General features: G+C 48.9%; 12 protein-coding genes. 11 read left to right on the forward strand and 1 reads right to left on the reverse strand.

The window, feature by feature from the left end; all coding sequences use genetic code 11:
• The first annotated feature begins 395 nt into the window (after positions 1-395).
• The gene (locus tag LACSTY_RS03290; RefSeq protein ID WP_087911712.1) at positions 396-1529 is read left to right on the forward strand and encodes a vitamin B12 independent methionine synthase; all 1134 of its coding nucleotides are present in this window, start codon (positions 396-398) and stop codon (positions 1527-1529) included.
• A 113-nt stretch (positions 1530-1642) separates the two neighbouring features.
• Positions 1643-2116 carry an S-ribosylhomocysteine lyase gene (locus LACSTY_RS03295; RefSeq protein WP_010493679.1) on the forward strand — a complete coding sequence of 158 codons (474 nt, stop codon included), beginning with the start codon at positions 1643-1645 and terminating at the stop codon, positions 2114-2116.
• A 106-nt stretch (positions 2117-2222) separates the two neighbouring features.
• Here the strand turns inward: LACSTY_RS03295 and LACSTY_RS03300 are convergent, their stop codons facing one another.
• Entirely contained in the window at positions 2223-2819 is a 597-nt protein-coding gene (locus LACSTY_RS03300) for a TVP38/TMEM64 family protein (RefSeq protein WP_010493681.1), read from the reverse strand.
• Between the two features lie 89 nt (positions 2820-2908).
• Between LACSTY_RS03300 and ruvA the strand changes: the two genes are divergently transcribed.
• The 9 genes from ruvA (at position 2909) to dinB (ending at position 14469) form a co-directional block, all read left to right on the forward strand.
• Complete coding sequence (ruvA, locus tag LACSTY_RS03305; RefSeq protein WP_049171578.1) at positions 2909-3505, forward strand: Holliday junction branch migration protein RuvA; 597 nt, start codon at positions 2909-2911, stop codon at positions 3503-3505.
• Positions 3506-3584: 79 nt separating this feature from the next.
• Entirely contained in the window at positions 3585-4616 is a 1032-nt protein-coding gene (gene ruvB, locus LACSTY_RS03310) for a Holliday junction branch migration DNA helicase RuvB (RefSeq protein WP_087911713.1), read from the forward strand.
• A gap of 19 nt (positions 4617-4635) precedes the next feature.
• A complete protein-coding gene (queA, locus tag LACSTY_RS03315) occupies positions 4636-5721 on the forward strand; it encodes a tRNA preQ1(34) S-adenosylmethionine ribosyltransferase-isomerase QueA (protein ID WP_047107365.1) in 1086 nt (361 codons plus the stop codon).
• A 468-nt stretch (positions 5722-6189) separates the two neighbouring features.
• Positions 6190-7332, forward strand: a complete 1143-nt coding sequence (gene tgt, locus LACSTY_RS03320) for a tRNA guanosine(34) transglycosylase Tgt (protein WP_049171575.1) — start codon at positions 6190-6192, stop codon at positions 7330-7332.
• 90 nt (positions 7333-7422) lie between these two features.
• On the forward strand, positions 7423-7824 hold the full coding sequence (gene yajC, locus LACSTY_RS03325; protein ID WP_162494878.1) for a preprotein translocase subunit YajC: 402 nt from the start codon (positions 7423-7425) through the stop codon (positions 7822-7824).
• 328 nt (positions 7825-8152) lie between these two features.
• The gene (adhE, locus tag LACSTY_RS03330; protein ID WP_151466767.1) at positions 8153-10759 is read left to right on the forward strand and encodes a bifunctional acetaldehyde-CoA/alcohol dehydrogenase; all 2607 of its coding nucleotides are present in this window, start codon (positions 8153-8155) and stop codon (positions 10757-10759) included.
• 159 nt (positions 10760-10918) lie between these two features.
• Positions 10919-11563: a metal-dependent transcriptional regulator gene (locus LACSTY_RS03335; protein WP_087911717.1), complete on the forward strand. Its 645-nt coding sequence runs from the start codon at positions 10919-10921 to the stop codon at positions 11561-11563.
• A gap of 29 nt (positions 11564-11592) precedes the next feature.
• Positions 11593-13080 (forward strand): glucose-6-phosphate dehydrogenase, encoded by a 1488-nt coding sequence (zwf, locus tag LACSTY_RS03340; RefSeq protein WP_087911718.1) that lies wholly within the window; start codon positions 11593-11595, stop codon positions 13078-13080.
• A 282-nt stretch (positions 13081-13362) separates the two neighbouring features.
• Positions 13363-14469 (forward strand): DNA polymerase IV, encoded by a 1107-nt coding sequence (gene dinB, locus LACSTY_RS03345; RefSeq protein ID WP_087911719.1) that lies wholly within the window; start codon positions 13363-13365, stop codon positions 14467-14469.
• Positions 14470-14535: the final 66 nt, after the last annotated feature.

Genomic DNA, 14535 nt, shown 5'->3' on the forward strand with positions numbered 1-14535 from the left:
TTTTTAGTGGTTCACGCCATTGAAACGGGTGCATCCGTTACCATGCCAGGTATCGAATTTGGTACTGGTGAGGTGTTGGCACTATGCCGACACGAATAAGGGTGGTAACGCGCGTCAGGCGCCCCTTGATCTTTAAAGATCAAGGGGCGCCTTTTTTTATGAGCGTGAACTGGCGCGGTTAGAAGTCGGAGTGTAAGTGGCCTCAGGCGTGATGGCCCGAGCTTAGGCCATTGTGCCTGAGGTCCTTACACGCAGACTTCTGCGCCAGAGAACGCGTTATGGTGAGCGTGAACTGACGCGCCAGAGAATGCGTTATCGCGATTGCCGCCTCTTTCGTTGCCGCGTGGTCAATGTTGTTTGAGGATCGTCATTTTCATAAAACGGGAGGAATTCTCATGACAGAAGAAGTTAAAATCAAAGCACCCTTTCGCGCCGATTTAGTTGGCAGTTTGTTACGTCCGGAAAGATTGAAAGTGGCGCATCAGCAACTGGACATCGGCGAGATTCAACAGGATCAGGAGCTGGCGATTCAGCACGAAGCGATTGATCACATTGTCAAAAAGCAGGTTGAATTAGGTTTTAATGCGGTCACGGATGGGGAGTTTTCCCGCCGGTACTGGCATCTGGATTTCTTCTGGGGCTTAAATGGCTATGAAAAAGATGATTCCTGGAAGTATGAACATGATTTTAAAGGCGGCATCAATGCGGCGGCGAACGTTCATTTGGCGGGAAAAGTCAGCTTTAACCCACAGCATCCATTCTTTGCGGCATTTGAGTATCTTAAAAGTATCGTGCCGGACGGGGTACTGCCAAAACAGACGATTCCCAGTCCAGCCTTGCTGTTTCGGGATCATCGTAGTGACAACTGGCCGAAGTATTATGACACCTTTGATGACTATTTAGCCGATATTGTCCAGGCTTATGTCGATACGATTCAGCACTTTTATGATTTAGGCGATCGTTATCTTCAAATCGATGACACGAACTGGGCATATCTGATTCAGAACTTGAAGGACACCGAAAACGATCCGAAGAAACATGAACATTTTGTGGCATTAGCTAAGCTGGCCCACTGCGTGATTAAAGCAATTTTGGTGAAATTGCCGGAAGATTTGACGGTCACCTCACATATCTGTCGCGGCAATTTCCAGTCGACGTTTTTGTTCTCCGGCGGCTATCAATATGTGGCTGATGATATTGGTGATTTGCCATACGACGGACTGTTTCTCGAATATGACAGTCAACGGGCCGGATCGTTTGAACCACTGCCGCAACTTTGGAACGGGGATCCCAACAAACGAATTGTATTAGGGTTGATCACCTCGAAGTTTCCGGAATTAGAAGATGAAGAAGCGGTGATCGAACGCATCAACGCCGCAACTGCTTACGTGCCGTTAGAAAATCTAGCTTTGTCCACCCAATGCGGCTTTGCGTCGACAGAAGAAGGTAATAAGCTGACAGAAGACGATCAATGGGCCAAGCTGGCATTGGTTCAACGTATTGCCCATCGTGTTTGGGCCGATGCCTGACTGACAAGTCCTTAGGGTGACATAAGCCGAAACGTGACAGATTTTTTTACGCACCATCGGCGATTGTGTTATATGATGAATACGTAAACGATTGAGAAGGAGATCTTTTATTTATGGCAAAAGTCGAAAGCTTCACATTGGATCACACGGCAGTCAAGGCACCTTACGTACGTTTGATTACGACTGAAAAAGGTACCAAAGGCGATGAAATTTCGAATTATGATCTGCGGTTGGTTCAACCTAACACCGCAGCCATCGATACGGCTGGTTTGCACACGATCGAGCACTTGTTAGCATCGTTGTTGCGCGATCGGATGGATGGCGTCATCGATTGTTCACCATTTGGCTGCCGAACCGGATTCCATCTGATTACCTGGGGCACGCACAGCACCACTGAAGTAGCCAAGGCTCTCAAGTCCAGCCTGGAAGCAATTGCCAATGATATTACCTGGGATGATGTACCGGGCGTTGATATCAAGAGTTGCGGCAATTACAAAGATCACAGTCTTTTTTCGGCCAAGGAATGGGCAAAGCTAATTCTGAGCCGCGGCATTTCCGACGACCCATATGTGCGTCAGGTTGTCTGAGTTTGTCAAAATGATCGACGAATGATTGCGCGTCCGTGTGCGCAAAAAAAGGCGCTGTCCAAGTTTGTGAAGCGAACTTGGCAGCGCCATTTTTATGGCAACTAGTTTAACTGAATAAATCGATCAACCAGCGGCCACCGTAAAGAAGGCTCATACTGTAGGCGAAAATCGTAATGGGCTTTCCAAGGATGATAATCCAGAAGAATTTTGTGAACGTCATTTTGGTTAAACCAGCCAGCAGACACAAAACATCATCAGGTGCGACCGGTAACACAATTGCCAGCGTAAATAACCGGTCGAACCGGGTTTGATTTTTCGTATAACCGATATACTTATCGTAAGTTTTTTCCGATATCAAATAAGTCAGCAGCGGTTTACCATAGCGTCGCGCGAGGAAAAAGTTGATGAACGAGCCAATCGCAATGCCGACATAGTTGTAGAGAAAACCAAACCACGGGCCAAAAAGAATGACCCCGGCTGCTGTGCTAATGCCGCCGGGAATGATCGGAATGACAACCTGAATAACCTGAATGATGACAAAAAACAGAACACCGGTCAGGCCGAGTTGAGCGATATAAGCTTGCAGGACCTTGACATCGGAGAGAATGCCGAGGTCATACCAGTAGATAGTCACAGCAATTAAAGCGATGACAACAGCAACGGTTGCCAGGTTAATCAAATGGCGGATATTTTTGGGAGTCATCATTAAGCCTCAAAACGATTTATCATCAAGAAAACATCTATGCTACAATGAATCAAGCGTACCAAACATATGTACTGAATGGAGAGCTTATGTACGAATACTTTGAAGGCACGATTCAGGCCATTACCCCTGCGTACATCGTGATTGATGTCAACGGTATCGGATTTCGCTTGCTGGTTGCCAACCCGTATGATTTTGAAGCCGGCAAGCAGATGCGGATTTACGTTCAGCTGATTATCCGCGACAATGATCAAGCCCTGTATGGTTTTGAATCTGCCGCGGATAAGCGCACGTTTAACCAGTTGCTGACTGTCACCGGGATTGGCCCGAAATCGGCACTGGCTATTTTGGCGAATGTCTCCAGCGGCGGCCTAGCAACTGCCATCGCTCAGGATGACGTTAAGTTCCTGACCAAGTTTCCGGGTATCGGCAAGAAAACCGCGGCCCAGATCATTCTCGATCTAAAAGGAAAAATTTCAGCGGATGCCGAGCCGTCCCCAGCTGCCATCACGCCGACAGCTAGTGACGTGGCACCGGCGTTGGCCGATGCGTTGGCGGCCTTGGTTGCCTTAGGATACACCCAACGGGCAGTCGACGGTATCACAGATGCTTTGAAGGCATTTGATGCCACAACGACTGATGCCTATTTGCGTGAAGGCTTGCGATTATTAAGCGGACGTGCGTAGCATTGATTATACTGGAGCCATTCTCGGCCGACAACATGAAGGAACTTATGAATAGGTTAAGAATAGGGGGTGAACCTTTTTGGCAGACGAAAACAAGGATCGGTTGGTTTCAGGCGACATTGATGACCTAAACGAAGCGCAAATTGAAAAGAGCTTACGTCCGCGGATGCTGGCGCAGTACATTGGCCAGGATCGGGTTAAACATCAGCTGCAGGTCTATATCACCGCGGCTAAGCAACGCGAAGAGTCCTTGGATCACGTGTTGCTTTACGGGCCGCCGGGATTGGGGAAAACCACGCTGGCATTAGTTATTGCCAATGAGCTAGGCGTCAACATTCGGACCACTTCCGGGCCGGCCATTGAGAAGCCGGGCGACTTAGTGGCGTTGTTGAATGAGCTGCGTCCCGGTGACGTGCTGTTTGTCGATGAAATTCACCGCTTACCCAAAATCGTAGAAGAAATGCTTTATTCGGCGATGGAGGACTTCTATATTGATATCGTGGTGGGTCAAGGGCCGACCGCGCATCCGGTTCATTTTCCCTTACCGCCGTTTACACTAATCGGTGCCACGACGCGTGCAGGCATGCTGTCAGCGCCATTGCGGGATCGATTTGGCATCAGTGAACATATGGCGTATTATTCGCCTGACGACTTAAGTGAGATTGTTAAGCGGTCGGCAACGGTTTTTAACATGGCGATTGATGCTGAAGGCGCTCATGAAATTGCGCGGCGGTCGCGGGGCACACCGCGCGTTGCCAATCGTCTCCTGAAACGGGTGCGCGATTTTGCGGAAGTTGCCGGTAAAAGTCCGGTTGATTTGCAAATGGTCGATCATGCCTTGGATCAATTACAGGTTGATGCGCAAGGACTCGATCAAATTGATCGAAAACTATTGATGTTCATGATCCGCGACTACCAAGGCGGTCCGGTCGGCTTATCCACGATCGCTGCGAACATTGGCGAAGAAATGGCCACCATTGAAGAAATTTACGAACCCTATTTGCTGCAGATTGGCTATTTAAAACGAACACCACGCGGCCGCATGGTGACGCCGGCCGGATTTGCGCATATGGGGATGACGGCGCCGGAGCCTGACAACCGGGCGCAGTAAGTCAAAACGATTAAAATGAATGGAAGCGAACAAGGTGCAAGACAAAAAACGTTATCGTCAAGTAGAAAATAAAAATTATCAACTTTCGGATTTCGATTATGATCTGCCACATGAATTAATTGCGCAGACACCGCTGAAGGAACGCGATGCCAGTCGGTTATTGGTATTGAATGCTGACACCGGTGCCATGCAGGATCGGCATTTTTATGATATTTTGGATTATTTCAAACCCGGGGACGCACTGGTCATGAATGACACTCGGGTGATGCCGGCACGGCTTTATGGTGTTAAGCCGGAAACCGGCGCGCACATGGAAGTCTTGTTACTTAACAACACGTCTGGCGATGACTGGGAAACCTTGATGAAGCCAGCGCGTAAGGCACCGGTTGGCACCGTGATTGACTTTGGTGACGGCTTGTTGAAGGCAACGGTCACCAAAGAACTGGATCATGGTGGCCGCATGATTCATTTTGATTACGATGGCATTTTCATGGAGATTCTGGACAAGCTTGGCGAAACACCACTCCCGCCTTACATCAAAGAAAAACTTGACGATCCGGAGATGTACCAGACAGTTTATTCTAAGGAACTAGGATCCGCAGCAGCCCCAACAGCCGGGTTGCACTGGACTAAAGAGCTGCTGAAAAAAGTGCAGGATAAAGGCGTCAAATTAGTTTATCTGACCCTGCATGTCGGCCTCGGCACGTTCCGGCCAGTGGTTGAAGAAAATATCGAAGCCCACAAAATGCACAGCGAATTTTACCGCTTAACCCCGGAAGCCGCGGCAACGTTAAATGAGGTCCGCGACAACGGCGGCCGCATCATCGCAACCGGGACAACCTCGATCCGGACTCTCGAAGCCATCGGCACCAAGTTCGACGGTGAAATCAAACCAGACTCCGGCTGGACCGACATCTTCATCAAGCCAGGCTACCAGTGGAAAGTCGTCGACGCCTTCATCACCAACTTCCATCTACCAAAATCAACCCTAGTCATGCTAGTAGCTGCCTTCACCGGCCGCGACACCATCCTGAATGCTTACAAGCATGCGATTGAAGAAAAATATCGGTTCTTTAGTTTTGGGGATGCGATGTTTATTTATTGATGAGCGTGAGCCGGCGCGTTTAGAAGCCGGCGAACGCGTTACGGAAAGCATCAGAGAACATTTTTTCAACAAACACCACACCACGCAAAAAGCCGGCTTGCCCAACGCAAGCCGGCTTTATAACGGACGGGATCACATCAACACACACCTACAGACATGTCTCGATTTTTCTTTTAACGCATCGCTGCGTGGAACAACGTATTCATAGACGATCACAATGGCCGGGTCAAAACCCGGGAAGTGCGAAAACTACGGTAACGGTGATCCCGCCCTTAGGTTTATTTTAACAGGAATCGCGAGCCGAAAAAAGTAAACGGGCCTAAATCTGCCAAACTTTGAGTGGTGTTCGGTTTGTCATTTAAAACAGATCCCTTTCTTTTAAATTACAAGTAACTCTGTTAAACTGGCATAACGAGAAAATGGATCAGTGGTGCTGCGAGGGCACTGCGGTGAATAAGGAGTTCGTTCATGGAACCAGCTGTTAAATATCGTCTCATCCATCAAGATAAGCATAGCGGTGCCCGCTTAGGTGAATTAATCACGCCACACGGGACTTTTCCGACGCCTATGTTTATGCCGGTGGGGACGCAGGCAAGCGTTAAAACGATGGCGCCGGAGGAACTAGATACGATGGGTGCCACCGTTATTTTAGCCAACACGTACCATCTGTGGTTGCGCCCGGGACCAGAGCTAATTGAAGAAGCCGGTGGGTTGCACAAATTTATGAATTGGCATAAGGGCATTTTGACTGATTCAGGCGGCTTTCAGGTCTTTTCGCTTGCCGATACCCGACATATTACGGAGGACGGCGTTACGTTCAAGAATCATCTTAACGGGGCGAAAATGTTTCTGTCACCGGAAAAAGCCATTGCCATTGAGAATGCGCTTGGCCCCGATATCATGATGAGTCTGGATGAGTGTCCGCCATTTTTTGAAAGCTATGATTACGTCAAAAAAAGTGTGGCACGAACCAGTCGTTGGGCGGAGCGGGGGTTAAAAGCCCATAAGAATCCGGATTGGCAGGCGTTGTTTGGCATTGTCCAAGGAGCTGGCTTCAGGGATCTGCGTGAGCAAAGTGCCAAGGACTTGGTCAGCATGGACTTTCCAGGCTATTCGATTGGCGGGTTGTCAGTTGGTGAATCCAAAGATGAAATGAATCACGTTTTGGACTTCACAACGCCGCTGCTGCCGGAGAATAAACCGCGTTATCTGATGGGTGTGGGGTCGGCGGATGCGCTCATTGACGGGGCATTGCGCGGCATTGATATGTTTGACTGCGTTTTGCCAACGCGGATCGCCCGCAACGGCACCTGCATGACCAGTCGTGGCCGCCTTGTCATCAAAAACGCGAAGTATGCCCATGACTTTGGCCCGCTCGATCCTAATTGTGACTGTTATGCGTGCCGCAATTACAGCCGCGCCTATATTCGCCATCTGATTCACGTTGGCGAAGCGTTTGGCATTCGGTTGACGACCTACCATAACCTGTATTTCCTGTTACACCTGATGCAGCAGGTTCGCGAAGCCATTGCGAATGACGACCTCTTGGCTTTCCGCGAAGACTTTTTTGAAGCTTATGGGTACAACAAGGAAAAGGCAAAGAATTTCTAGTTTATTGGAGCACAACGCGAAATTCTGGTACACTATGCATTGACAAACTAAAAATAAGAGGTGCCTAATTTGGGAAATGGTAATGTTTCAATGATCGTTCTGTTGGTTTTGTTTGTGGCCTTCATGTACTTTTTCATGATTCGTCCGCAAAAAAAGCAGCAGCAGAAGCGCCAGGAAATGCTGAATGGGTTAAAAAAAGGCGATCCGATTGTGACAATTGGCGGCCTGCACGGGGTTATCGACTCCATTGACCAGCAAGCAGGAACGGTTGTTATCGATTCTGACGGGATTTATCTGACGTTCAACTTAAACGCAGTCCGCGGCGTAGCTTCCCGTCCCGCAACACCGGCGCCAGCAGCCAAGTCAGAAGAAGCTGCCAATACGGATGAACAACGAGCAGCCAAAGCAGCTGACGACACAGCATCGGAAGCTGATAGCCAAGCAGCTGCCTCAGACGACACGACTTCGGAAGCAGACAACAAACAGAATTAATCGGCAATTCATTGCTGAATCAAACAAGAGCGGGCATTTGCTGGCTCTTTTTTTGAGCAGGAACGGAAGCGCTTACATAGAGTTTTCTGTGACTACGAGCACGTAATTTCTGATCAAATTGTCGATTACTCGTAATTCCCGGCGACCAAGTTCAAAAAAATACAAAGTGAAAAGCGCTTTTAATCCTTGGTACTCCGCTAATGGCAATGAGCAAGGAAACTTTTCGTGAAAAAGTTCACCAAAGTTGTTTACAAATTCACATGAATCAGTTATGATCTTCTTGTGAAATGGTTAACAAAAATTCTGCGAAATGCTTGGAGGTAAGCTCATGCTTAAGAATACCGCGAAAACTGCTACTGAAGTTGATGTGAAGCAAATGATCGACGAACTGGTTGCCAATGCGCACTCAGCTTTGAAGATTATGAAAACCTTTGATCAAGAAAAGATCGATCACATCGTTCATCGGATGGCGATTGCCGGCTTGGATCATCATATGGAATTGGCAAAACTCGCCGTTGATGAAACCGGCCGTGGAGTTTGGGAAGATAAAGCCATCAAGAATATGTTTGCCACCGAAGAAATCTGGCATTCAATTAAGAACAATAAGACGGTTGGCGTGATCAATGAAGATAAGCAACGCGGCTTGGTGTCAATTGCCGAACCGATCGGGGTTATTGCCGGGGTAACACCGGTGACCAATCCGACTTCTACCACAATCTTCAAATCCGAAATTTCAATCAAAACCCGTAATCCGATTATTTTCGCTTTCCATCCGGGTGCCCAAAAGTCTTCAGCGCGTGCGCTGGAAGTCATCCGTGAAGAAGCTGAAAAAGCCGGATTGCCAAAAGGCGCTTTACAGTATATTCCGGTACCAAGCATGGAAGCGACCAAGGCTCTGATGGATCATCCAGGCATTGCGACGATCCTGGCAACAGGTGGCCCGGGCATGGTTAAGTCCGCCTATTCTTCTGGCAAGCCTGCCTTAGGGGTTGGTGCAGGGAATGCCCCGGCATACATCGAAGCCAGTGCCAACATCAAACAGGCCGTCAATGACCTAGTACTTTCCAAGAGTTTTGACAATGGTATGATCTGTGCTTCCGAACAAGGAGCGATTGTTGATTCCAGCATTTACGATGCCGTGAAGAAAGAATTCGAAGCCCAAGGCGCTTATTTTGTCCAACCTAAGGACATGAAGAAGTTTGAAAGCACCGTGATCAATCTTGAAAAGCAAAGCGTCAATCCGCGCATTGTCGGTCAAAGTCCGAAGCAAATTGCTGAGTGGGCCGGTATTCAAATTCCGGAAGGTACCACGATTCTGATCGCTGAACTTAAAGGCGTGGGCGCGAAGTATCCACTTTCCCGCGAAAAGCTGAGCCCGGTTTTGGCCATGGTCAAAGCTGACGGACATGAAGATGCCTTCAAGAAATGCGAAACTATGCTGGATATCGGCGGGTTAGGGCATACGGCGGTTATTCATACGGCTGATGAAGACTTGGCTTTGAAGTATGCCGATGCCATGCAGGCTTGCCGGATCTTGATCAACACGCCATCTTCTGTCGGCGGGATCGGGGACCTTTATAACGAAATGATTCCTAGTCTGACGCTGGGCTGCGGCTCTTATGGCGGCAACTCGATTTCGCACAATGTGGGGACAGTTGACTTGCTGAATATCAAGACCATGGCAAAACGGCGCAACAACATGCAATGGATGAAGTTGCCGCCAAAGATTTATTTTGAAAAAAACTCGGTTCGCTATCTGGAACACATGGAAGGCATTAAGCGGGCGTTCATCGTTGCCGACCGCAGCATGGAAAAGCTGGGTTTCGTGAAGATCATTGAAGATGTGCTGGCACGCCGGGAAAATCCGGTTCAGGTGCAGACCTTCGTTGATGTTGAACCTGATCCATCAACCGACACTGTCTTCAAAGGAACCGATATCATGCGATCATTTGGTCCAGACACCGTGATTGCTATCGGTGGCGGCTCGGTTATGGATGCTGCCAAGGGTATGTGTTTATTCAATGATGCCGGAGATGCCGACTTCTTCGGGGCTAAGCAAAAGTTTCTGGATATTCGTAAGCGGACTTACACCTTCCCGAAACTGAACAAGACCAAACTGGTTTGCATCCCGACGACTTCCGGTACCGGTTCTGAGGTTACCCCATTTGCGGTTATCACAGATTCGAAAGCAGGCATCAAGTATCCCTTAGCCGATTATGCGCTGACCCCGGATATCGCGATTGTGGACAGTCAATTCATTGAATCCGTACCCCCAGTGGTTGTTGCCGACTCCGGTCTCGATGTTCTCTGCCATGCAACTGAAAGCTATGTATCCACCATGGCGACCCATTACACCAAGGGTTTGAGCCTCGAAGCAATCAAGTTGGTATTTGAAAACCTCGAAAAGAGTTATCACGGCGACATCGCTGCGAAATCCAAGATGCATGATGCTTCAACGATTGCCGGGATGGCCTTTGCCAACGCACTGCTGGGAATTAACCACAGTATTGCCCACAAGTTGGGTCAGGCGTTCCATCTCCCTCATGGCCGTTGCATTGCGATCACCATGCCACACGTGATCCGTTTCAATGCCAGTCAGCCGAAGAAGCGCGCTATCTGGGCTAAGTACAGTTACTTCCGCGCTAACGAAGATTATGCAGAAATTGCCCGTTATCTTGGCTTGCCAGGTAAAACCACCGATGAGCTGGTAGAAAGCTACGTTCAGGCCTTCATCAAACTGGCACACAGCGTTGGCATCAAGTTGAGTCTGAAGGATCAAGGGGTTAAAAAAGCTGATCTGGACAAGCAGGTTGATCGACTTGCCGAACTTGCTTACGAAGACAACTGCACGGTCACCAATCCACAAGAACCATTAATCAGTGATTTGAAGCACATCATTCTTGATGAATACGAAGGCACGGAATCGACTTTCTAGGCGAGCATATGCTAATCATTTCACGATGATCGGCAATGGTTCATCAAGTTAACTGTTTGTGCTGATCACCTAAAACACGTCATGAAATTGACGTGTTTTTTTGTGCAAGTCATGGCATAATGTAGTACAGTGACTGCAAATTAAAAGTAAGGACGTAAAATGACACCGAATAAAGAAGATTATCTTAAGTTGATTTTTGAGATCGGCGGTGACACCGAACTGGTCTCTAATAAGCAAATCGTTGCGGGGATGCATGTTTCTGCTGCCTCGGTCAGTGAGATGATCAATAAACTGGGTGAAGAAAAACTGGTCGCGCACACGCCTTACCAGGGCATCCAATTGACATCGGCAGGCCGGAAAAAAGCGGCTATTTTGGTGCGTAATCATCGTCTTTGGGAAGTGTTTTTAGTTAAATGCCTGAAGTATTCGCCGGATGCTGTTCATCAGGAGGCGGAAAAATTGGAACATGCCCTGACACCGGAGATGGCAAAACGGCTGTCTGCCATGTTGGAAAATCCCGAATACTGTCCGCATGGTGGCGTGATTCCGGATGCGGAAGGCCACTATATCCAGCAGAGTCGCGTCACTTTGGGTACAATGGAAGTTGGTCAACGCGGTCATATCGAACGGGTAATCGATGAAGTCTCGTTAATTGATTACACCGTCAAAATTGATTTGCGACTTGATGATGCCTTTACAGTGACTGCCAAAACGCTGGATGCGGTGGTCATTAAATTGGATCGGACTGGAAAAGAATTGGCGGTCGATGCTGATCGCGCTGCTCATATATTTGTTGAATTGTAATCAGGTTTTGAGAAAGCAGGGTCGTATACATGCCAGAAGAATCACGCGCTGTGATCATTATTTTTGGAGGATCAGGGGATCTAGCTTCGCGTAAGCTATATCCCGCATTGTTTAATCTTTATCGCCGCGGCGTGTTGGCTGAACATTTTGCCGTGATCGGGACTGCCCGACGACCATGGAGCGATGAACATTACCATGAGGTGGTTGAAACCGCGATTGCCGGGCTTAACCCGGAGCCGGCGCAAGCACACGCGTTTGCCCAACACTTCTTTTATCAAAGCCATGATGTCACCGATGCGGATCATTACATCACGCTAAAAAATCTGGCGGCTAAGTTGGATGATCAGTTTGCGACGGGTGGCAATCGGGTCTTTTACATGGCGATGGCACCGGACTTCTTTGAAACCATTGCCAGCCATCTCAAGTCCGAACATTTGTTGACAGATGTCGGGTTTAATCGGCTCATTATCGAAAAACCGTTTGGCCATGACTACGCCAGCGCCAAAGAACTGAATGACTCGTTAACGGCAACGTTTGCCGATGATCAGATCTTCCGGATTGATCATTACTTAGGCAAAGAGATGATTCAGAATCTTTTAGCGTTTCGGTTTGACAATACGATTTTTGAAGGCATCTGGAATAAGAAGTATATCGACAACATCCAAATTACGCTGGCAGAAGCGGTCGGCGTTGAGGAACGGGCCGGCTATTATGAAAAGGCTGGCGCGCTGCGGGACATGGTTCAAAATCACGTGATGCAGGTGCTGTCTTATCTCACCATGGACAAGCCGAAATCCTTTACCACCAATGATATTTTGGCGGAAAAGGATAAGGTATTCGCGGCGTTGAAGCCCTATGATCTGGCAACAGCAAAAGCCAACTTTGTGCGTGCCCAGTACGTCGGCGCTGAAGTCGATGGGAAAACCGTTCGCGGATACCGTGAGGAAGAAGGCGTGGCGGCTGATTCGCAAACCGCGACGTTTGTGGCCGGAAAAATTATGTTGGACATGCCGCAGTGGCAAGGCGTCCCGATTTATATTCGTACCGGCAAGCGTCTGACGCGCAAATCGACGCAGCTGACACTGACCTTCAAGCCAGTCGCTGCGCCGTTGTTCGGCCAATCCGCCGACAGCAAACCGGACACCTTGACCATTTATATCGAGCCAAGTGAAGGCTATTCACTACAGCTAAACGGCAAGGCGTTGGGAACTGGCCTCACCATTGAACCGGATGAATTGCGTTACCGCCATGACCCAGAGGCAGCGGCTGCAGCACCGGAGGCTTATGAACGGTTAATCAACAACGTGTTGGAAGGCGATCAGACTAACTTTACCCATTGGTCCGAATTGTCGGCTTCGTGGCACTTCATTGATGCCATTCAGGCTGCCTGGTCACAAGAGCCGAACATGCCAACGTATCCGGCCGCAACCATGGGACCACAGGCAGCGTTTGATTTGTTGTCGCGCGACGGCCGCGAATGGTTCTGGCAGCCGCACCGTGTTCAAATGGCTGATTAAGACTAATTTGCAGTGAGAAGGGACTGTGGCCGGAAAGTGGTCAGAGTTCCTTTTTTGTAAGCGTGAGCTGGCGCGGTTAGAAGCCGGAGTGTAAGTGGCCTCGAACCGGCTGGTCTTTGGCCATTTGGGTTCGAGGTCCTTACACGCAGGCTTCTGCGCCAGCGAACGCGTTATAGAAAGCCAAACTCAGCCAGACTTATTCGCCCAACATAGAAAGCTTCCCGTCCGCCAACCTTAGCCAAGTAAGCACGATCGCTTTTCAATCACCGTAAGGAGGGACACATGGCACTCTTCGAATTACCTTTGCAAAATGATACGTCCCGAAAGATTATCCATCTCGATATGGATGCTTTTTACGCCTCGATTGAAATGCGCGATGACCCGCGACTGCGAAGCAAAGCCTTGGTGATTGCCCGCGATCCGCGAACGACCGGCGGAAAAGGCGTTGTGACGACGGCTAATTATGTGGCTCGGCGCTATGGCGTGCACTCGGCTATGCCTGCTAATGAAGCCTTGCAACTGGTGCCGCGATCGGAACTGGTGTTTAAAACACCGGACTTTCCTAAATATAAAGCTGTCTCAGCCCAAATTCATGCCTTGTTTCATCGAGTCACTGATTTGATAGAACCAGTTGCGTTTGACGAGGCATATCTGGATGTGACGGCTAATCACGCTTTTCCCAGCACCATTGCATTGGCCTTATGGTTGCAGGATCAAATCAGTCAGGCCACGCAACTGACCAGCTCCATCGGTATTTCTTACAACAAATTCATTGCCAAACAGGCGTCTGACTATAACAAACCCAACGGTCGGACCGTGGTGCTACCGGAACAGGCATTACTGTTTTTGGATCGCTTACCGATTAAACAGTTTCGCGGCGTCGGGAAAAAGACGCTGCCAAAATTAACGGATCTAGGCGTGACCGATGGCAAAACGTTACGTGCGTTATCACAGGATCAGCTACTGGGGATGTTTGGCAAGATGGGCTTTGTCTTGTACCAGCATGCCCGCGGCGTCGATAATCGCCCAGTGGCTGTGCGGACCGCAAAGTCGATTGGCAAGGAACGAACGTATGGCACGCCGCTGACTGACGGCTCAAGTGTCCAAGCCCAGCTGCACAAACTGGCGGCGCTCGTTGTCACCTCGTTGAATCAAAAAGGCATGCATGGCAAGACCGTTGTCCTTAAAGTTCGGGATGTCGATTTTATCACTCAGACAAAACGCTTAACCCAGGATCATTATTTTGAAAATGAACAGGATATTTTTGCCGCTGCATGGCAACTTTGGCAGAGCGTCAAGTTACCAAAGTTAGCGATTCGCCTGCTGGGCATTACCGTGACCGGCCTCGATCCTAAACAGTATGAAAATATTGATTTGCCATTAGGATGAGGATTGGAACTGTTTTCATTGTCATGCCGCCTGTGGCCGAATGGTACTGTTCCCATACTGTCATAG

The sequence above is a fragment of the Lacticaseibacillus styriensis genome, from assembly GCF_030770295.1.
GTDB lineage: Bacteria > Bacillota > Bacilli > Lactobacillales > Lactobacillaceae > Lacticaseibacillus > Lacticaseibacillus casei.

Bases quoted from the DNA above. Each gene is read 5' to 3' on its own strand.
- yajC (WP_162494878.1), top strand. From the start codon at position 7,423: ATGATCGTTCTGTTGGTTTTGTTTGTGGCCTTCATGTACTTTTTCATG.
- LACSTY_RS03335 (WP_087911717.1), top strand. From the start codon at position 10,919: ATGACACCGAATAAAGAAGATTATCTTAAGTTGATTTTTGAGATCGGC.
- tgt (WP_049171575.1), top strand. From the start codon at position 6,190: ATGGAACCAGCTGTTAAATATCGTCTCATCCATCAAGATAAGCATAGC.
- dinB (WP_087911719.1), top strand. From the start codon at position 13,363: ATGGCACTCTTCGAATTACCTTTGCAAAATGATACGTCCCGAAAGATT.
- adhE (WP_151466767.1), top strand. From the start codon at position 8,153: ATGCTTAAGAATACCGCGAAAACTGCTACTGAAGTTGATGTGAAGCAA.
- LACSTY_RS03290 (WP_087911712.1), top strand. From the start codon at position 396: ATGACAGAAGAAGTTAAAATCAAAGCACCCTTTCGCGCCGATTTAGTT.
- zwf (WP_087911718.1), top strand. From the start codon at position 11,593: ATGCCAGAAGAATCACGCGCTGTGATCATTATTTTTGGAGGATCAGGG.
- LACSTY_RS03295 (WP_010493679.1), top strand. From the start codon at position 1,643: ATGGCAAAAGTCGAAAGCTTCACATTGGATCACACGGCAGTCAAGGCA.
- queA (WP_047107365.1), top strand. From the start codon at position 4,636: ATGGAAGCGAACAAGGTGCAAGACAAAAAACGTTATCGTCAAGTAGAA.
- LACSTY_RS03300 (WP_010493681.1), bottom strand. From the start codon at position 2,819: ATGACTCCCAAAAATATCCGCCATTTGATTAACCTGGCAACCGTTGCT.
- ruvA (WP_049171578.1), top strand. From the start codon at position 2,909: ATGTACGAATACTTTGAAGGCACGATTCAGGCCATTACCCCTGCGTAC.